Origin of the sequence: Streptomyces sp. NPDC005791 (genome assembly GCF_042871485.1) — a bacterium.
Classification (GTDB): Bacteria; Actinomycetota; Actinomycetes; order Streptomycetales; family Streptomycetaceae; genus Streptomyces.
Genome location: NZ_JBIAIP010000009.1, coordinates 188,631 through 208,444 on the forward strand (window position 1 = coordinate 188,631; position 19,814 = coordinate 208,444).

Consider the following 19,814-nt stretch of genomic DNA (forward strand, 5'->3'; position numbering starts at 1 on the left):
CTACAGAGCACCCCCCAGCCGGTGCAGCACCGCTTCCAGCAGCCCGTCGGCGTCCAGATCGACCCCGCTCAGCCGGAGGAACGCCGCGTTCAGCAGCTGGTCCGTGGCCAGCTCACCAGGGGCCCGCCTGGCAAGGAACGCCCGCACCAGATCGTCCACCCGGGGTAGCGCATCCGCGCCCAGATGGGCGGCCACGATGGCGCGCAGCCGTTCCTCGTCGGGGTCGGGAAGGTCCAGCCGCAGGCAGCGTCGCAGGAAGGCGGGCGGGAACTCCCGCTCGCCGTTGCTCGTGATGACCACGACCGGGAACTCCTTGCAGCGCACCACACCCCGGTGGACGGTGACGGTGTCACCACCGCGTGCGGTGTGGACCTCGACGTCGTCCTCGCCGGGTGGCAGCCGGGAGAGCTCGGGGATCTCGAACTCCCCCTCCTCGAAGACCGTCAGGAGGTCGTTGGGCAGGTCGACGTCCCCCTTGTCGAGTTCGTCGACGAGCAGCACGCGGGGATGCCCGTCCGTCACCAGGGCTGTGCCGAGGGGGCCGAGCCGGATGAAGAAGCCGATGCCGGGGGCGGTGTCGTCCGCGTGCTGCCGGAGATTGGTCTCGCGCAGCCTGCCCACCGCGTCGTAGTGGTACAGCGACTCGGCGAGCGTGGACCGGCTGTTGACCGGCCACCGCAGTACGGGCCCCAGGGAGAGCTCATGGGCCACGGCATGGGCCAGCGACGACTTGCCGGTGCCCGGGTGACCGGTGACCAGCAGTGGCCTGCGCAGATGGAGGGCGGCGTTGACGATGTCCCGTTGGGTCGGCCCGATCAGGTACGGGCGTGAGGCCCTCGGGGCTGCCGTCTCGTCGGACGCGGCCGTATCCCGCCCTCCGAACCGCCGCCACGGCGGCGCCGGAGGCATCGTCACCCGGCGCGGCGGTCCTTCACCGCGGAAGAGCCGCCAGCTGCCGGGGTCCTGCGACGTGAGGTGCTCTGCTGCCGTCATGAGGTCGCGTCCTCCCAGGACGGGTCGCTCCAGTAGGGCTCGGGCGGGGTGCGGGACGCGTCGTCCCACACCAGTACGGGGGCCACCGCTTCCTCCACGGAGTTGCCCAGCGTCCGTGCGCGGTGTGCCCGGACGCGTTCGGGCAGGCTCCGGGGATGTCCGTTGAGCATCAGTGCGGTGAGCTGGTCGATCCGGCGCGGTGAGTCGTTGCGGTCCCACAGCACGACGGGGATGCCGTGCGCCAGGCAGACGACCTGGAGCCTGGGCCGGTGCTCCGGCGCGCAGCCGATGGCGAGCCGGCCGGTCTGCTGGTCCTGGTGCAGGAGCTTGTACACGTGTTCCGGCTCGCTGTGCTCGGGCATGAGCCGGGCGAAACCGCCGGAGGGGAAGCCCACCGACCTCGTCTCCCAGGCCCGCAGCCTCTTGAGCGACTGTGTGCGCAGTTCCGGGCAGCGCACCACGACGGCGTACTCCACGCCCAGGACGGACGGAAAGCCACTGTCCGTGTCGCCGTCGTCCCAGCGGTCGACCGGCAGGTCGAGGTCCTCCGGCTCGACGAGGAACTCGATCAGCGGGGAGCTGCGTACCCGCACCGCGGCGGGGACCTCGCGCAGGAGGATGTCCTGGACCAGCCGGGCCACGTCCTGGGGCTCGCGTGGGTCGTCGTCCGCCAGCACCTGGCGCAGGGCGCCGTCCTGCCCGTTGCCGGGGTCGTACCAGACGGTGCAGCGGTGCCCGCCTGACGGGTCCCGGGCGAGCTGCACGGTCAGACGCGGCTCCGCGGGTGCCGTACGGGCCTGTCTGGCGCGGGCCCAGTCCTCTGCGTCGGTGCGCCGGGACAACAGGACCGACTCGTGCACGCCGGTCCGCTCCGCCACTGCCGCGACCCACTCGCGCAGCTCACGCCGTTGTCCGGGGGCGATGAGCGCGGCGACGTACTCCACCGCGGTCAGCAGGGCGGGCACGCGGTGCGGGGTGTCGGTGGACCCGCTGTCACCCCAGTAGTTCTCCAGGGCGAGTACGAGATGCCTCACGGCGTCGTCCGGATCCCCCCGGAGCGTCTCGAGCGGCTCGTCCCAGAACGTGGTGTTGACCAGTGCGTCACGCGCGGCTTCCTCGAGCAGTCGGCCCGGATCCCCGTCCAGCAGGGCCAGCAGGGACGCCAGTTCGAGCGGGGTGAGGATCCCGGGGACCAGCGCACCACGGCACAGGGACAGGAGCTTCAGCGCGGTCTCGCGCAGGGCGCCGGGCAGTTCGTCGGTGAGGACGGCCGCGGCACGGGGCCGGGTGAGTACGAGATCCACCAGTGCGGCCACCGACGCGTCGGTGGCGGGACCGCCCGGCAGCCCGAGTGCCGCGAGCACCCGGTGGGTGTGGCGCAGACGCTGGTCCTCCTCCGGGAGCAGGCTCAGGACGACCTTGTGGAGCTTGTGCCGCAGGACCGGAGCGACCTCCTTGGGAGGCAGCCGGCCGGTGTCGCCACGCGCCGCGCCGGCGGACGACTCCCGAGAGGCCAGGAAGCGTTCGACGGTCTGCCAGGGCGCGACGATGGCACGGCGCAGCACGTTCTCGCCGCGGAAGGGGCCGTCCGGCGGGGACATCACCCCCAGCACGAGCCCGACCGCCGCCTGCTCCTTCTCGCACCACAGCGGCCCTCCGCTGTAGCCGGGGCCGATCGCCGCACCGCGCGGCGCGCCGTCGACGAAACCGTGGTCGTGATGCACCGAGCCGACACTGCTGTCCGCGTAGGTGAACGACGAGCCGTCGCCGTACCACGCACGGACCTCCTGGCCCCGGTCCATGTACTGCCAGTGCGCGGGGGCCGCGGGATGCCCGGGCTCCTCCGTCAGTTCCAGCACGGCCAGGTCCCCGCCCCAGAGCGGCTCACCGAGCACCACGGGGATGTCGGGTGCCCCGGCTCGGTGCGCGGGCTTCCACGCCACCAGCCGAGCGGCGAGGGCGGGCCGCTCCGGCAGGCACGGGAACGACACCCGCAGGGAGGCGTTCTCCGGTGCCGACCGGGTGAACATGGCACGGCCCAGCGCCTCGTCGACCACATGGGCGCACGTCAGCAGCCGCCGCTCACCCACGTAGACGCCGCTGCCCACGATGCGAGCCGTACCCGGGCTCAGGACCGACACCAGGGACAGCCGTGCGGCGTCCTTGTCGGACGTGTCACGATCCCCCCGTCCGAGCATCTCAGCCGTCCGTGGTGGCTTGCTGCCCCAGGTGCCAGTTCGCGGTGACGGTCAGCGTCGCCTCACCGGCCGCGCCCACGACCCCCAGCTTGAGGTCGTGCCCGATCCGGACCCCGAAGCTGACGGAGATCTCGTCGGGCGGATCGGGGACGGCGGCCGCCGTGTCGCGGATCTGCTGGAGGAGGGGGACCAGCGGAGCCAGTACCCCCCGCAGCGCGGTTCCGGCGGCCGCTCCCAGGCGCGACCCCCGGGCCACCGGCACGGACGCGCCGAAGCCCGGCGTCGGGACCTCGGCCGGAGCGGCAGCCGGGAACACCTGGAGGGCCAGCGACGAACCGTCCTCGAACTCGAACTCCATGAAGTCTGACACGGAGTAATCCTCTCCCAACGGCCCGACGATTAGGCGTGATTGGGCGAAGATGATCCGCAGTTCGCACGCGGCGCCGGCCGGCAGGGGCGGGGCCCCTGCCGGCCGGTGAGTCCGGCCGGGTCAGGCCGTCGTGCAGGTGGTGCCGCTGAGCGTGAAGGCGGTCGGGGGTGTGTTGGTGGTGCCCCTGGTACCGGTGAAGCCGACCGTGACCGCGCCGTTCGCGGCGATCGAGGCCGTGTATCCGGCGGGGGCGACGCTGACCGTCGAGCCGCTCTGGGTGGGGGTCCCACCCCACATGTTGGAGACGGTCTGGCCGTCGGCGAAGGCGAAGGCGAGGTTCCAGCCGTTCAGGGTGGTGGTTCCGGTGTTACGGATGGTGATCTCACCCTGGAATCCGCCGGGCCAGTCGCCGATCACCCGGTAGCCGACGGAGCAGCCCACGCCCGGTGCGGGTCCGCCCTCGTCGGTGGTGACGCTCACCGTGGCGGACCGCGCCGAGCGGTTGCCCGCCGCGTCGCGGGCGTAGACGGCGAAGGTGTACGCCGTGTCCGCGGTGAGGCCGGTCACCGTGACGCTGTCGGTGGTGGAGGAGGCGGCCGTGGTCTCGGTGGCGCCGCTGACGCGGACGACGTCGTAACCGGCGATGGCAACGTTGTCCGAGGCCGCGGGCCACGTCAGGGTGGCGGAGGTGGCCGTCACCGCGGAGGCGGTCGGGGTGCCGGGGGTGGTGGGGGCCTCCGTGTCGTCCGGGCCGCCGCCGCCGAAGACGGTGGCTTCCTGGGAGGTCTGGGCGATGCCGTTCGCGCCGTGGAAGACGCGCTCGCCCCAGGAGCTCAGCCGGCTCGGGTCGAAGTCGATGGCCAGGTCGAGGATCGGGTCGGTGTTACCGCTCCAGGACCAGGCGAGGTAGCCGAGGTCCAGCTGCTCGGCCGTGGCCATCATCGTGTCCTCGTCCGGGTCCCCCCACTGGTCGGCGGGGCCGCCGAACTCGCCGATGAGGAGCGGCAGTCCGGCGTCGGCGAAGGCGTTCAGGTAGTCGGTGACCGCCTGGGCCGTGCTGTAGACGCTGTACATGTGGATCGAGAAGATCAGGTTGCCCGTGGTGTCGGCGTCGTACACGGCCTGGGCGTTGGCGCGCATGACGCCCTGCCAGTCCTGGCCCCAGTTGGGCGCGTCCACCATGATCGTGTGGGCGAACCCTGCGGCGCGGAGCTTCTGGACGGCGGCGGTCGTGGGCGCGGTCCACCCGGCGGGATCGGTGTTGCCCCAGGGCTCGTTACCGATGTTGACGATGACGTAGTCCTCCTGGCCCGCCAGTACGTCCTTGAGGCTGATCCAGTAGTCGGCCGCGTGGTCGAGGGTGCCCGCCGCGGCGTCCTCGCCGTAACCGGTGGTGTCGTGCACCTCCAGTACGCAGATGAGCCGGTTGGCCTTGCAGTCCTCCACGATGCCCGCGACCTCTTCGGGGCCGTTCCTCGTCCAGCGGTGGCCGTCGGAGAGGACGACGCGGACGGTGTTCGCGCCGAAGGCCTTGATGTCGGCCAGCGACTGCGTCTCGCCCGGATACCAGGTGTGCGCGTGGTTGACGCCGCGCATGACGAAGTCGTTGCCGTTGGCCTCCAGCAGGCGGCCGTCGCTGATGTGCAGACCGGTGGCCGCGGCTTCCGCCTGGGCGGGCCGGGCCTGCGCCGCCGGACCGAGCGCGCCCAGCAGGACGACGCCGAGCAGGGCGGCGAGCCCTCTCAGCAGGACGGCCAGGGGACTGCTTCGTGTCGTGCGCGATGCGGTGCTCGTTGCTGATCTCACTGCGACTCCAGAAGGTGGGTGCCGGGTGACGCACACGTCGGACATGACGTGGGAGCGCTCCCATACAAGCCACCCGACAGGGGCACGTCAAGGAGTAGCGCACACTTCGGCGCACGACTGTGCGCACTTCCTCCGCAAGGCCCGCGCCTGCGGGCGCGCGGACCCCTGCTCCCGCCGCTCGCAGGGCCACTTCTTTCGCCTGGTCGTCCGCGCGGGCCCCGACCACGGGCCGCCCGCCGCCCGCGCCGGCGTCTCCGGGGTGGTCACCCGGCGGGGCGGTCCGGCCCTCTCGCCCGTCCTCGCCCGACACGCGCCGTGCACCTGCCCCCGGGGGGCTCCGGTCACCGGACGGCTCCTGCGCGTGTCGGGCCTCGGACAGCCTTTACACGCGGTCCTGGAAGACGCAGCTCCAGACGTGCGTGCCCGCGACGCCGCCGTCGGCGCGCACCGCCTCCAGCGTGTAGAAGTGCGTGGTCCCCCGCGCGGCCGTGGTGTCCGTGTAGAGACGGGTCTCGGCCGGCAGCAGTCCGGCGTGCAGCGGCTCGTACGCCTTCGTGGCCGCGTTCCACCGGCTGACCCGGTATCCCTCGACGGTGGCGCACTCAGCCGTCTTGTCGCACCTCCAGTTGATGGCCGGCCCGTCCTGGTCGGACCCGATCACCGTGCCGTAGCCCAGGCCGCCGAGCTGCCAGTCCCGGGTGACCGTCACGGACGGCCGGACGTCCAGTTCGGTGACCTCGACGGCCGTGACCTTCGGGTCTCTCGGGGGCAGCGCGTTGCCCCAGCGGTCCCGGGCGACGACCGCGTACACGTACGTCTCGCCGTCCGGCAGGTCCCCGCAGAGAACGGCGAGCGGGTCGCTGGTGCCCTCCCGGCAGGAGGAGGAGCTGAGCCACTTGACCGTGCCGTCGGCCTGCCGTGTCCCGGTCCAGGCCACATAGCGCTCGATGTCGTCCTCGGCCGAGGCGGCCCAGCTCACCAGCACGCCGTCGGCGCGAGGGGTGGCCCTCACGCCGGTGACCGGGCCGGGAGCGACGCGGTCGCCGGTGCGGACGACCAGTGGGGCGGACAGCGCCGACTCGTTGCCGGCCGGGTCCACCGCCGCGACCGCGTAGGTCACGTACGTGCCCGCGGGCATGCCCAGGTCGTGGCAGCTGCCGCCCGTGCTGGTCTCGTCGCTCTCCTCCGCGCAGGTCACACGGTCGAGCGCGGCCAGGTCGAGGGTCTTGCCGGGCGAACGGTAGACGTGGTAGGTCCCGCCGTTGTCGAAGTCCTCGAAGAAGCCGTCGGGCTGCTTCCAGTACACGTCGGTGTAGCCGGCTTCCGCGACGTGGCCGAGGGAGGTGGGGGACTTCGGCGGCGTACGGTCGACGCCGTCGCCGGTGACGGCGGCGTACGCCGACGGGTTGCCGAGCGCGTCGAGGGCACGGACCCGGTAGTACCGGGCGGTGTTCATGGGGGCATCGGTGCGGTACGACGCCGTGGTCGTCGTGCCCAGCAGTTCGAACGGACCGGTGGCCACGGGGGCGGCGTAGACCTCGTACCTCGCGGCGTCGGCGGGACCGTGCCAGGCCAGGGTGGCCCACCACGCGTCACCGGTGACCGTGAGGGCGGTCGGTGCCGTCGGGCCCGTGCGGTCCACGGTGACGGCGGTGACGTCCGCGCTGCCGGCGGACTCGCGGCCCGCCTTGTCGACGGCGCGGACCTCGTACAGGAAGGTCTGGCCCGTGGCGGGCGTCGCGTCCACGAAGGACGGGGAGGTGAGCGGTGACGGGCCGCTGACCTTCGCCCACGAGGTGGTGCTCAGGCGTCGGTACACGCGGTAACCGGCGAGGTCCATCTCCTTGCTCGCGGCCCAGCGCAGGGTGGTCTTCGAGGTGTCCCGGTCGTACGCGGCGGCGAGGCCGGCCGGGGCGAGCGGCTTGACCGTGTCGACGGCGGCCTCGGTGCGCGGGGTGTAGGTGAACCCGGCGTTGGCGACGCCGGTCCAGGCGACGTAGTCCACACGGATCGTGTGCGTGCCGGCCGGGATGGTCAGGTCGACGGTCTTGCGGGCGGTCGTGGAGACGTTCTTCCACAGGTCGATCTTCCGCACGCCGTCGACATGGACGCGCATGCCGTCCTGAGTCGCGGCGGAGAGCCGGAAGGGGCCACCGGAGCCGAAGTCCCGGGTGAGGGACCAGCGGACGGAGAAGTTGTCCTTGGGCAGCGTGACACCGGCCGGGTCGCCGGAACCGTAGTTCTCGCTGATCACGGAGTCGCAGGCGGTCAGCTTCGGTGTGCCGCTGAAGGCGGAGTTGCCGTAGTACTGCGCCTTCCACACGGGAGAGGCGCAGGTGACGGCCGCGGAGGCCGGGGCGGCGGTGATCAGGCCACCCCCGGCGGTGAGTGCGGCTGTCGCGGCCAGCGTGGCCAGCCGGTTACGAGTCATCACGGAGAACGGGGCCCTTCGGGAGCAACGGGGGATCAGATGAAGCGGGTGACTCCTGTGTGACCCGTGAGGCAGGGGCAGGGTTGCTCCGCACCGCGCCTTTTTCCGCCGACCGCCGTAGCACCCGCCTGCCCGCGCGACCGCCCCCGGTGAACGGTCCTGTGTGTGGGACGCTCCTCGGCCACGCCGGCGATAGCGTCGTCCCCATGGATGAACCGCTCTCCTCCCAGGCCGCCTTGCTCGCGCGCGCCGACGGCCCCGTCACCCGTCGCCGGCTCGTCCGTGATCTCATCGCACTCGGTCTCGCCGAGGGGGACACCGTGATGTTCCATACGCGGATGTCCGCCCTCGGTTACGTGGCCGGAGGCCCCCCGACCCTCATCGGCGCCCTGCGGGAGGCCGTGGGTGAGCGGGGGACCCTGATGGTGACCTGTGGCTGGAACGACGCCCTGCCGTACGGCTTCGCCGACTGGCCGCAGCCCTGGCAGGACGCCGTACGGGCCGAACATCCCGCGTACGACCCGGTGTCGAGCGAGGCCGACCACGACAACGGCCGCCTCCCCGAGGCGTTGCGCCGGTGGCCGGGGGCGGTCCGCAGCCGGCACCCCGACGTGAGCTGCGCCGCGCTCGGGGCGGAGGCCACCGCGCTGATGGCCGGCCACCCGTGGGACGACCCGCACGGTCCCGGCAGCCCGCTCGCCCGGCTGGTCGCCCTGGGCGGCCGGGTGCTGATGCTGGGCGCGCCGCTGGAGACCCTCACCCTGCTGCACCACGCCGAGGCGCTCGCCGACGCGCCCGGAAAGCGGTTCGTGGAGTACGAACAGCCGGTGCGGGAGGGCGGACAGCGGGTCTGGCGCCGGTTCCGCGACATCGACTCCTCGGGCGGAGCCTTCGACTACTCCACCGTCACGCCCGAAGGCCAGGACCCGTTCGAGACGATCGTCCGGGGCATGCTGGCCGCCGGAATCGGCTGCCGGGGCAAGGTCGGCGCCGCCGACAGCTGTCTCTTCGAGGCGGGTGAGGTCGTGGACTTCGGCCTCGCCTGGATCGAGGAGAAGCTGGGCGGCGCCCGGTAGCGGTCCGCTCAGGCGGCGGACCGTTCCACCGGGATCCACAGCTCGGCGTCCGCCCGCGCCCCGTCCCCGGCCAGCCGCACGCTCAGGATCTCGGGCCCGGGCCTGCTCCCGTACGGGTTCGACGGGAACCACTGCGTGTACACGTCCCGCCACAGGTGCTGAAGGGCCTGCGGACACCACCCTCCCGGACCCGACATCCTGTGCCCGATGCGGTGGGGTGGGAGGGGGCTCCGACGGGTCGGTCCGCCGCCGCGCGTGTCCGCGCTCGCCGAGCTCACGCCCTAGCTGTATTGACCCGCACGGCCGGTCCGCCTCCCCCGCAGGGAGGAGGCGGCACCTCCGCTCGTGCGGGTGCACCAGACCGAAGTGACGGTAGGCGCACGACGCCTGGCACGCCGCCTTTCGCGAGTCTTGAGCGGTACCCCAGCCCACCGGATGCGGAGATCTCAGACTCGTGGCTACCTTCCTGTATCGCATGGGCCGCGCTGCCTTCCGGCGGCGCTGGCCCGTGGTCCTGCTGTGGGCGGTGGTCCTCGCCGCAGTCGGCGCGGGCGCCGCCAAGGCACCTGCCGCCGGTGACGAGGGAACGTCCTTCATGCCCGGCATCGAGGCGCAGAAGGCGTTCGACCTCATCGGCGAGCGCTTCCCCGGCGCGGACGCCGACGGTGCCGACGCACGGATCGTGTTCATCGCCCCCGACGGAGAGAAGGTGACGGCGGCCGGCCACCGCGCCGCCATCGACACGCTGGTCGAGGAGGCCGCCGGGGCACCCCAGGTCTCCGGCGCCGTCAGCCCGTTACAGGCCGGCGCGGTGAGCGAGGACGCCTCCACGGCGTACGCCACCGTCAGCTACGGGGTCTCGGCCGGTGACCTCTCGGACGCCGACAAGGGCGCCCTTGAGGACATCATCGGCGAGGCCCGCGAAGCCGGACTCACGGTGGAGGTGGGCGGCTCCGCGCTCGCCGAACAGCCGGCCGCCGGCGGGGCGGGTGAGGTCATCGGCATCGGGCTCGCCGCCGTCGTCCTGCTGATCACCTTCGGCTCCGTCGCGGCGGCCGGGCTGCCCCTGCTGACCGCCGTCGTCGGCGTCGGCGTCAGCATGTGCGCGATCCTCGCGCTCGGCAGCACCCTCGGGCTGACCATGACCACGGGCACGCTCGCGTCGATGCTCGGCCTCGCGGTCGGCATCGACTACGCCCTGCTCGTGGTGTCGCGTTACCGCGAGGAGCGCGCGCACGGCCACGAGCCCGCGGAAGCGGCGGGTCTCGCGGTCGGCACCGCGGGATCTGCTGTGGTCTTCGCCGGACTCACCGTCGTCATCGCACTGGCCGGGCTGTCCGTGATCGGCGTACCCATGCTGACGAAGATGGGGCTCTGCGCCGCCGGGGCCGTCGTCCTCGGCGTCCTGGTCGCGCTGACGCTGGTGCCCGCGCTCCTCGGGATGTGGCCGAACGCCGTACTGTCCCGCACGGCGCGGCGACGTGCGGACCGGACCAGGGGCAAGGACAACGGCGGCACCCGGTGGGCCAGGTTCGTGCTGCGCCGTCCGACAGCGGTGCTGGTGGCCTGTGTCGTGGGGCTCGGTGTGCTCGCCCTGCCCGCCGCCGACCTGGAGATGGGCATGCCGGGCGCCGAGGCCAAGCCGGTCTCGTCGACGGAGCGGCGCGCCTACGACGCGCTCGCCGACGGCTTCGGCGCGGGCTTCAACGGTCCGCTGACGATCGTCGCCGACGTCGGCGACGCGGCCGATCCCGAGGCCGCCGCCACGACGATCGCCGAGCAGATCAAGAACACCGACGGCGTGGTGTCCGTCTCCCCGCCGCAGTTCAACGCGGCGGACGACACGGCGCTCTTCTCCGCCGTGCCCTCCACCGGCCCGAGCGAGGGGACCACCAAGGACCTCGTGCAGACCATCCGGGGGGAGCGGCCGGGGCTGGAGGAGGCGACCGGGGCGACCTTCGAGGTCACCGGCTCGACCGCGATGAACATCGACGTCGCCCAGTCACTGCAGGACGCCCTCGTGCCCTATCTGATCGTGATCGTGCTGCTGTCCCTGGTGCTGCTGATGGTGGTCTTCCGCTCGGTGCTGGTGCCGGTCAAGGCCGCCATCGGGTTCCTGCTGTCGGTGCTGGCCTCGCTCGGCGCGGTCGTGGCCGTCTTCCAGTGGGGCTGGGGTGCCGAGCTGCTGGGTGTGGAACAGGCCGGCCCGGTCATGAGCCTGATGCCGATCTTCCTGGTGGGCATCGTCTTCGGCCTGGCCATGGACTACGAGGTGTTCCTCGTCGCCCGGATGCGCGAGGCGTACGTCCATGGCGAGCGGCCCGCGCAGGCGGTGGTCACCGGCTTCCGACACAGTGCCCGGGTGGTCGCCGCCGCAGCGGTGATCATGATCGCGGTCTTCTCCGGGTTCGTCGGATCCGGCGAGTCCATGATCAAGACCATCGGTTTCGGCCTCGCGGTCGCCGTGCTGTTCGACGCGTTCGTCATCCGCATGGCGTTCGTCCCCGCCGTGCTCGCCCTGCTCGGGCACCGGGCGTGGTGGCTGCCCCGGTGGCTCGACACGGTGCTGCCCCGTGTCGACATCGAAGGCACGGGACTCACCCGGGAGCCGGCTCCCGTCCAGGGTCCCTCCGGCGACGGAACCCGTCCGCAGGAACCGGCCCGCATCTGAGCGGGCACGCCCAGCGGGTCGCGGAGCCGTGGTCGACGGCTCCGCGATCCGTGTCTGTCACGATGGCCGCATCTGTTCCGACCTCGGAGAACCCACGATGAGCACCACCTGGCGGCGCCGGGCCATGCGCAGTCCCCGCACCACCGAGGTCATGAAACTCGTCCTGCTGTTCGCCGTCGCCGTCGCGGGCGCGCTCCTCAGCGACTGGACGATGCTCGGCCCGCGTGCCCTGTGGCCGGCCGTCGCGCTGTCCGCGCTCGGCTGCGCCGCACTCGTCCTGCGTCACCGTCACCCCGTGCCGGTGCTGGTGGCGACCGCGCTGTGCGCCGTGGTCGAAGGCGCGATGGGCTATCTCATGACGCCCGTCCTGTTCAGCCCGCTGCTGGCCGCGCAGTACTCCCTCAGCCTGCGCATCAACCGCGTGGCCGCCTGGTGCGGAGCGCTGGTGACCGCCGCGGTCACCGTCGTACCCGGAATCTGGCGCAGCGAACTCCACTCCGACTGGATCATCGGCATCGCCAATCCGGCGGCCTGGGTCCTGCTGTCCACAGCCCTCGGGAGCTATGTGCGGGTACGCCGCGACTACGCCGCCGCACGCGCCGAGCACACCGCCCGCGAACGGGAGGAGGAGGCCCGCCACCGCGTCGTCCAGGAACGCATGCGCATCGCGCGCGAACTCCATGACGTCGTCGCCCACCACCTCGCCCTGGCCAACGCCCAGGCGGGGACCGCCGCCCACCTGGCACGGGCCGATCCGGAGCAGGCGTACGACATGCTGGGCAGGCTGTCGGAGACGACGGCCGCGGCCCTGCGCGAACTCAAGGCCACCGTCGGCCTCCTGCGCCAGGACACCGACACCCACGACGGCCTGGCCCCCGCACCAGGCCTGGAGCAACTGCCCGACCTGGTCGCCGCCTGCGAAGCAGCCGGCCTGGACGTCACCGTCACCGTGGAGGGCCAGCCGGGTCCCCTCCCGCCGGGGCTCGACCTGACGGCGTACAGGATCGTCCAGGAGGCCCTGACCAACGTCACCAAGCACGCCGCGACCCGCACCGCGCGGGTCCGGCTGGCCCGCACCCCGCACGCACTGACCCTGACGGTCACGAACGACGCCGACACCACCCGCCCCGCGGACCGGCCCGGCCCCGGGCACGGCTTCGGGCTCCTCGGCATGCGCGAGCGCGCCCTCGCCACCGGCGGCACCTTCCGTGCCGGGTCACGCCCGGAGGGCGGCTTCGAAGTCTCCTGCACCCTCCCCCTGGACAGCCACGAAGAGAGCACCGCCCCATGACGATCCGTGTCCTGCTCGCCGACGACCAGGCCCTGCTCCGGGCCACCTTCCGCATCCTCATCGAGTCGGACCCCGGCATGACCGTGGTCGCCGAGGCCGCCGACGGGCAGGAGGCGATCGACCTCACCGTCGAACACGCCCCCGACGTGGTCCTCATGGACATCCGCATGCCCGGCACCGACGGCCTGGCCGCCACCACCGGCATCTGCTCCCGTCCGGAACTGGCGGCCACCCGCGTCCTCATCCTCACCACCTTCGAGAACGACCAGAACGTCGCCGAGGCCCTGCGCGCCGGGGCCAGCGGCTTCCTCGGCAAGGACGTCGGCCCGGACGTCCTCCTGACCGGCATCCGCACCGTCGCCGCGGGCGATTCCCTGCTCTCTCCCACCGCGACCCGCGCTCTCATCACCCGCTTCCTGGCCACCCCCGACGACGCGCCCCTCGCGCCGCCGGACGGCCTCGCCGCCCTCACGGACCGCGAACGCGAGGTCATGGCCCTGGCCGCGCACGGCAGGTCCAACGCCGACATCGCCGACCACCTGGTGGTCAGCCCCCTGACGGTCCGCAGCCACATCCAGCGCGCCATGAACAAGCTCCACTGCCGCGACCGCGCCCAACTCGTCGTCATCGCCTACCAGAGCGGGCTGGTCCAGGCCCGCCCGTACGAGGGCTGAAGCAACGTTCGGAGGGTCTTCGGTCGGCGTTCACCAGCTGGAAGGCGCTCGTCCTCGATGGAGGTCAGCACCAGGCACCCGCTGCTCCTCGAGCGTCGGATTCACCGCTGACAGATCGGCCGGAGCCTCCCTCAGGAACTGTCCGGAGCCGGGTCCTGGCCGGTGTGGTGACAGACGGCCGTGGAGCCCGTCGCGGCCGGGCGGGAGGTGCCCCGGTAGCCGCCCTCACGCAGCATTCCGTCGATCCTGGCGTTGACGGACTCGGCGCAGTAGGCGGCCGCTCTCAGCTGATGCAGAGCGCTCGCCAGGACCTTGTTGTCGCGTGCGTCGAGTGCCTGGGTGCAGCGGCGGCTTCCGGTGTCCGCCCAGGTGACCATCTGATGCCAGTCGGCTCGTACGGATGGTTCGGCGGGCACGCGGAACCATATGGCCTCGAACCAGGCGGCCGTCTCCCAGTCCCTGCAGACCGAGGGGATCTGCCGGTACAGCGTGCCCCAGCGGTCCTCGTCGGCCTGCGCGGCACGGAGGGCGGCGGTCAGGCGGTGGTCGTACAGGATCGCCGCGTCGATGAGGTCGTCACCTTGGAGGCGGTACCAGGCCCGGATCTGCCTGAGGCGGGTGGCTTCGGACAGCCGCGGGTCCGGGAGGCCCCAGTTCTGCACCAGGTTGCGCTGGTGGGTGAGGGCATCGGTGGTGAGGCCTAGCTGGTACCTCCGGACAGCTCCGTCCGTCGCGGTGGCCGCGACCGCCGCGGCGCACAGCAGACCCACCACGAGGAGCTGAGCGCGGGTTCCGCGGGTCCGCGCGTCCGCGGGACCGGTGACGCGCGCGTCCGGTGGCCGTCGGCGGTGGAGCACACCGGTGACCAGAGCGGTGAGGACGGCGGCCAGCGCGGAGAGGACCAGGGCGTTGTTCAGGACGAACGTGAACGGGAACAGCGGCCGCCGCCAGGCCGGCCGCCAGGCGCAGCTGTCCGACAGGACGTCGAGGGGGGTGATGCAGCCGTCCACGGACACCAGGAGCGTCATGGCGGCGAGGCCCGAAAGAGCTGCTGTCTGACCGGCTATCAGGCCACTCAGCAGGCGGTAGCGCCGGTCCGCGGTGCTCGCCGCCGCGGCGGCGGCCAGGGTGGCCGGCAGGCACAGTGCCAGCAGCAGGAGCGCCGTGTACCGCAGGGCGTAGAGCCCGCCCCGTGCCTCCGGAACCGGTTGCCCGGTGTGGACGTACGCCTGGATGCCCACGACGGCCAGGCACGCCAGCGCCCCGCCCGCCAGCCCGGGGCGTACGACCGTGCGCAGCGACGCCACGGGCTCCTCCCTCAGAGCTGCCCGGGTCGGCTCCCAGTCGGGGCTGCCCGCTGCGGGGCCCTTCGCCCAGGCGAGCAGGGGCAGGGCCCACAGCAGCGTGATCACCAGGGCGCCCATCGGTGTGTCCGCGATGTCGTTCAACTGCGGCAGCACCGTGGCGATGCCGGGGACCTTGCTCAGGTCCCCGGCCGGATCCGAGGAGGGAAGCCACTGCAGAACGCTGCGGGCCATCATCTGGGCGCTCGGAACGTCCCTGTTCAGGTTGGTGGCCCCGGCGAGCAGCCACCAGGTGAGCCACGCCGTCATGGTGAGGGAGGCGACAGCCGCACAGAGCGCGAGCGCGGGGCGCAGAGTCCGGCCGCGTGAGGTGCCGATCCACAGACGCGCGCACTGCGTGACCCACCATCCGAAGGCCGCCCCGGCCGTCACGGGGACGAGCAGGACCCACGGTCGCGCCGGCGACCAGGCCCACCCCGCGCCGAAGCCGCTCAGGACGAGGCCGACCGACATCCCGGCCCCCAGCCACCCCCCGGCCCACGCCCCGGAGGGCACGCGGGAGCCGGTCAGCAGGGCGTACGCGACCGCCCGCCACAGGGCGATGACGATCACACCGGCCACCAGCGCACCGGGGACGACGACCAGGATCACCATCAGGTTGTTGGTGAAGTTGACGCGGTACAGCCCGATCTGCCGGAGCACCTGCGGTACGGCCATGACGGGCACGGTGCCGAGGAGGAAGAGAGGCAGGACCGCGACACGGAACAGCGGCGCGGGGTCGGCGAGTGCCCCTTGGCGCAGACCCCAACGCGGGTGTGTGCGCCACAGTTCGAGGAACGAGTCGAGGGCGCGGCGCGCCGCACCGTGCTGCGGCGTGTCGGTGACGGACCAGCCGTGCGGGTCCGCGCCCCAGCCCACCGCGGTCAGGTCGGCGTAGATCTCCCGGCTCCGCAGGGTGTCGGAGCGGGCGAGATACAGCAGTACGACCATGACGACGGACAGTGCCGCGGCCCGGTCCAGCCGTGGCACGCCACCGTCCGCGGCCACCCCGTACATCACGTACGCCAGGCAGAGCACGTACGGCAGCAGCACCAACGCGAGGAAGACCCGCCACAGGGCCACCGTGAGGTAGGTCAGGGTGACGTCACGGTTGGCGATGTGGGCGAGCTCGTGCAGCAGCACCGCCCGGAACCGCTTCGGATCGCTGTTGCGGACGACGAGCAGACCGCCGTGCAGACAGACCACGGGACGGCGAGTGCGGCCGAACACCACCGCGCTGACCGAGGCGGCCGCCGGGTCGACCACCAGCCGGGGCAGTGGCGTCACGCCCCTCTCGGCGCACATCCGGCTGAGCTCGTCGAGGACCTCACCGTCCGTGTCGACCGACTCCAGCGGCACGACACGGCTGCGACGGGCCTTCCACCGCGGAAGCACGGCGAACAGCAGCCCGGCCATGACCATCAGCAGCAGGGGCCAGCCGGCCAACTGCCACCACGGTGGTGCGGGTGCCCACAGGGACAGGCAGGAGCGAAAGGCTATGCCCTGACCGGAGATGCTGAGCGACGTGTTCCAGTAGCTGCCGTCAGCGGGGTCCACACCTGCGGCGAGGGCGCATCCGGTCACGTCGCCGTCGGCCAGGACTCTGAAGACCTCCAGGATCATGGACCCGCCGGCGGTCAGCATCAGGAGCAACAGGGCGACGAACCGGGGGCCCGTCCCCGCACCCAGGACCTTCTCGTCGATCCGGAGCCGCTCTCCCGGTCCCGGTCCGGCGGACACCTAGTCCTGCCCGGTGGCCGAGCCCGTGGCGCCCGGCTCCTGCGGAGGCTCCGGCGGAGCGGGCATTTCCGACGCGTCGGACAGGACCAGCCGAGCCACCACCGCGTCGGCGATCTCCTCGGCCCGCCCGGTCGGGATGCCCCGCTGCCGGGCCGCCGCCAGGACGAGCGCCCGGATGCGGACCAACTCGTCCCGCGTCGGCGCTTGGAGCACCGCCACCGGGGCCGGTCGTCGCACCAGCCGCCGCGTCATGTTCGTCAGCCGTTGCGCGATGCTGTTCACCGTCGGGGCCGCCATCTGCTGCGCCACCCCGTCGAGCACCAGCCACACGACGGGTGTCACCAGCGCGGCGACCTCTCCGATGCCGAACCCCAGCGGCTCGCGGCGCCCGTCCCCGCGGCTCAGCCGCCGTGTCACCGTCGCGTCGTCGAAGCGGCGTAGCCCCTCCACGAGCGGCAGTTCCTCCGGCGCGACGGACTCCACCACCGAACGCACCAGATCACGCACCGGGTACGACCGGCCGTCACCGGGCCCGTCGGTACCGGCTTCCACGCGTCCCCCAGACATCCCGCACCCTCCCGGCCCGCACGGAACCGGGCCTCACAGGCTTCACTGTGGCACGGGAGGTGACGGCCCCACAGGACTTTCAGGAACGAGCGCGACCGCGATCAGGACGCCGTGCCCGGCGGCCCGGACAGGGCCTGTGCGAGGCCCACGGAGCCGAGCCCCGCCCCCGTCGCAGCGCCCGTCACCGCAGCGACGCGGGCAGCTCCTCCCGGTGGACGACGCCCAGGCGCTGCGTCGCGCGGGTCAGCGCCACGTACAGGTCGCTCGTCCCGAACCGCCCGGGCTCCACCACCAGGACGTTGTCGAACTCCAGGCCCTTGGCCTCGCGTGGGCCCAGCAGGACCACGGGGAGGGTGAGGTCGGGTTCGGCGCCCGCCGTGACCCCGTCGAGCGGCGCCGCGATCTCCTCGTGCAGCTCGCGCGGCGCGATCACCGCGAGGCGTCCCTCCCCGGGTGTCAGCTCCTCGACGGCCCGCGCCACCGCGCCCGCCAGGTCCGCACCGGCGTCCCGCCTCCACGGCAGCTCGCCCGTCGACCGCACCGAACCGGGCGGCTCGAACGACGGGTCCTCGGCCCGTACGACCCTGGCCGCCAGCTCCATGATCTCGGCGGGCGTACGGTAGTTGACCCCCAGGCGCACATGCTCGAAGCGGTCACCGACGTACGGCTCCAGGATCCGCTCCCACGAGCCGATGCCCGCCTCCTCGGACGTCTGCACCGGGTCGCCGACCAGCGTCAGCGAACGGGTCGGCGACCGGCGCATCAGCAGTCGCCACGCCATCGGCGACAGCTCCTGCGCCTCGTCGACGATGATGTGCCCGAACGCCCAGGTCCGGTCGGCGGCGGCGCGCTCGGCCGCGCTGCGGTGGTCGGCCTCCTCCTGCCGCTCCGCCATCCGCTCGGCGTCGATGATGTCGTGGGCGGCCAGGAACTCGGACTCCTCGTCCTCGAACTCGTACGACTCCGACCCCCGGGACAGCTCCAGGACGCCCTGCGCGTACGCCACCCGCTCCTGTCGCTCCGCCTCGGCGGCGGCCCGCTCGGCGCTGTCGTCCGACCCGAGCAGCTCGGCCGCCTCGTCGAGGAGCGGCACATCGGCCGGCGTCCACTCCCCGTCCCCGGGCGCACGCCGGATGGCGTCCGCGTCCTCCTCCGGTACGTACACCGGTTCGGCCAGGTAGTCGGCGAGGAACTCCTCCGGGGTCAGCACCGGCCACAGCTCACCGACGGCGGCGTGCACCTCCTGGCTCGCGGCGACGCCCTTGCCGAGCTGGGCGACGTCGTCCGGGCCCAGGAAGTTGGGGCCGCCGTACGGGTCCGCACCGATGCGCTCGGTGAGCTGGCGGGTGAGGGCGTCGATGACGTGGAACGTGAAGTACGGCCGGGCCAGGTTGTGCGGCAGCCGGGTCTCGCGGGCCGCCTGCCGGGCCTCGTAGGCGATCTCCCAGTCCAGCACGAGGTCACCGTCGTCGTGCGGGACGATCACCGGCTCACCCGGCTCCGGCAGCGCCTGCCGGTCGCGTACGGCGAGGGCGAGCGCCTCGGCCATCCCCGCGCCGCCCTTGACGGCCGCCGCGCGGAGGGTGTCGGTGCCCCGGGCGTGGACGCCGGGGAAGAGCTCCGCCTGCGTGGCCAGCAGGACGCCGGTCTCGCCGAGGGCGGGCAGCACCTCGCCGATGTACCGCAGGAAGGCGGGGTTCGGGCCCACGACCAGGACCGCTCGCTTGGCCAGGAGCTCACGGTGCTCGTACAGCAGGAAGGCGGCCCGGTGCAGCGCGACCGCCGTCTTCCCGGTGCCGGGGCCGCCCTCGACGACGAGGACCCCACGGTGCGGGGCGCGGATGATGCGGTCCTGCTCGGCCTGGATGGTCCGCACGATGTCGCCCATGCGGCCGGTGCGGGCGGAGCTCAGCGCGGCGAGCAGCACGGCGTCACCGCTCGGGTCCTCGAAACCGCTGCGCTCCTCGTCCCCCAGATCGAGGATCTCGTCGTGCAGCTCGGTCACCGTGCGGCCCTCGGTGGTGAGGTGTCTGCGCCGGCGCAGCCCCATGGGCGTGTGCCCGGTGGCGAGATAGAAGGGCCGGGCGACCGGTGCCCGCCAGTCGATCAGAAGGGGCGTGTGTTCCTTGTCGTCCTCACGAATTCCGATACGGCCGATATGGTGCGCGGCGCCGTCGCGAAGATCGATGCGGCCGAAGCACAGTGAGCCGTCCACCGCATTCAGGGCCGCCAGCAGGCCCGAGCGCTCGGCGACGAGCACATCGCGCTCGTGACGAGCCTGCAGACCGTTCCCCACCGGCGTCAACGCGTCCTCGACGTGCTGCGCGGTGACCCCGCGCAGCTCGTCGACACGGTCGTAGAGCCGGTCGACGAATTCCTGCTCCTTCTGCAATTCGACGTTTCCGCGAGTTGACAAAATCGCTCCCTGCCGGATATGGTGTTTCTAGTGGCCCCCAGTGAGGGGCCCTTTTCTGTGGGCACACAGAACCATTGAATATACGCGAGGAAATCCCCGGTCCGCAATTTCGGACCGGGGATTTTCCGTACCCGGCGTCGTCCGGCGCGCACGCCCCGGCAGCGGTCCACGGAGACGGTCCACGGACGCGGTGCGGTGTGTCACGCGGTCCGCATGACAGCCGTCACAGGAAGCCGAT

Annotated in this window: 12 protein-coding genes and 1 pseudogene; 4 read left to right on the forward strand and 9 right to left on the reverse strand. The window is 72.5% G+C overall.

Features of this window, described 5'->3' with window-relative positions:
* The 5 genes from ACFYSH_RS19440 to ACFYSH_RS19460 form a co-directional block, all read right to left on the reverse strand.
* Window positions 1-993, reverse strand: coding sequence for an AAA family ATPase (locus ACFYSH_RS19440; RefSeq protein ID WP_388753943.1), 993 nt, complete (start codon window positions 991-993; stop codon window positions 1-3).
* Window positions 990-3,191 (reverse strand): trypsin-like peptidase domain-containing protein, encoded by a 2,202-nt coding sequence (locus ACFYSH_RS19445; RefSeq protein ID WP_359464606.1) that lies wholly within the window; start codon window positions 3,189-3,191, stop codon window positions 990-992. The genes ACFYSH_RS19440 and ACFYSH_RS19445 overlap by 4 nt, the downstream gene beginning before the upstream one ends.
* Window position 3,192: 1 nt before the next feature.
* Window positions 3,193-3,561: a CU044_2847 family protein gene (locus tag ACFYSH_RS19450; RefSeq protein ID WP_359464604.1), complete on the reverse strand. Its 369-nt coding sequence runs from the start codon at window positions 3,559-3,561 to the stop codon at window positions 3,193-3,195.
* 120 nt (window positions 3,562-3,681) lie between these two features.
* Entirely contained in the window at window positions 3,682-5,367 is a 1,686-nt protein-coding gene (locus tag ACFYSH_RS19455) for a cellulase family glycosylhydrolase (protein WP_388753947.1), read from the reverse strand.
* Window positions 5,368-5,749: 382 nt separating this feature from the next.
* Complete coding sequence (locus ACFYSH_RS19460; RefSeq protein WP_388754187.1) at window positions 5,750-7,798, reverse strand: fibronectin type III domain-containing protein; 2,049 nt, start codon at window positions 7,796-7,798, stop codon at window positions 5,750-5,752.
* 206 nt (window positions 7,799-8,004) lie between these two features.
* Between ACFYSH_RS19460 and aac(3) the strand changes: the two genes are divergently transcribed.
* A complete protein-coding gene (gene aac(3), locus ACFYSH_RS19465) occupies window positions 8,005-8,874 on the forward strand; it encodes an aminoglycoside 3-N-acetyltransferase (protein ID WP_388753949.1) in 870 nt (289 codons plus the stop codon).
* Window positions 8,875-8,882: 8 nt separating this feature from the next.
* Here aac(3) and ACFYSH_RS19470 read toward each other — a convergent pair.
* Window positions 8,883-9,068: pseudogene (locus ACFYSH_RS19470) on the reverse strand (AraC family transcriptional regulator); the annotation flags it as partial.
* Window positions 9,069-9,328: 260 nt separating this feature from the next.
* Between ACFYSH_RS19470 and ACFYSH_RS19475 the strand changes: the two are divergent.
* The 3 genes from ACFYSH_RS19475 to ACFYSH_RS19485 all read left to right on the forward strand — a co-directional run bounded on the left by ACFYSH_RS19475 (window position 9,329) and on the right by ACFYSH_RS19485 (window position 13,510).
* A complete protein-coding gene (locus ACFYSH_RS19475; RefSeq protein WP_388753952.1) occupies window positions 9,329-11,545 on the forward strand; it encodes an MMPL family transporter in 2,217 nt (738 codons plus the stop codon).
* 97 nt (window positions 11,546-11,642) lie between these two features.
* Window positions 11,643-12,836: a sensor histidine kinase gene (locus ACFYSH_RS19480; protein WP_388753955.1), complete on the forward strand. Its 1,194-nt coding sequence runs from the start codon at window positions 11,643-11,645 to the stop codon at window positions 12,834-12,836.
* Window positions 12,833-13,510 carry a response regulator transcription factor gene (locus ACFYSH_RS19485; RefSeq protein ID WP_359464591.1) on the forward strand — a complete coding sequence of 226 codons (678 nt, stop codon included), beginning with the start codon at window positions 12,833-12,835 and terminating at the stop codon, window positions 13,508-13,510. Before ACFYSH_RS19480 ends, ACFYSH_RS19485 begins: the two co-directional genes overlap by 4 nt.
* A 131-nt stretch (window positions 13,511-13,641) precedes the next feature.
* Here ACFYSH_RS19485 and ACFYSH_RS19490 read toward each other — a convergent pair whose 3' ends face one another.
* The 3 genes from ACFYSH_RS19490 to ACFYSH_RS19500 form a co-directional block, all read right to left on the reverse strand.
* Window positions 13,642-16,593: a M56 family metallopeptidase gene (locus ACFYSH_RS19490; RefSeq protein WP_388753958.1), complete on the reverse strand. Its 2,952-nt coding sequence runs from the start codon at window positions 16,591-16,593 to the stop codon at window positions 13,642-13,644.
* Entirely contained in the window at window positions 16,594-17,160 is a 567-nt protein-coding gene (locus tag ACFYSH_RS19495) for a hypothetical protein (RefSeq protein ID WP_388753961.1), read from the reverse strand. It abuts the gene before it with no gap.
* A 181-nt stretch (window positions 17,161-17,341) separates the two neighbouring features.
* Entirely contained in the window at window positions 17,342-19,552 is a 2,211-nt protein-coding gene (locus tag ACFYSH_RS19500) for a HelD family protein (protein WP_388754190.1), read from the reverse strand.
* Window positions 19,553-19,814 lie beyond the last annotated feature (262 nt).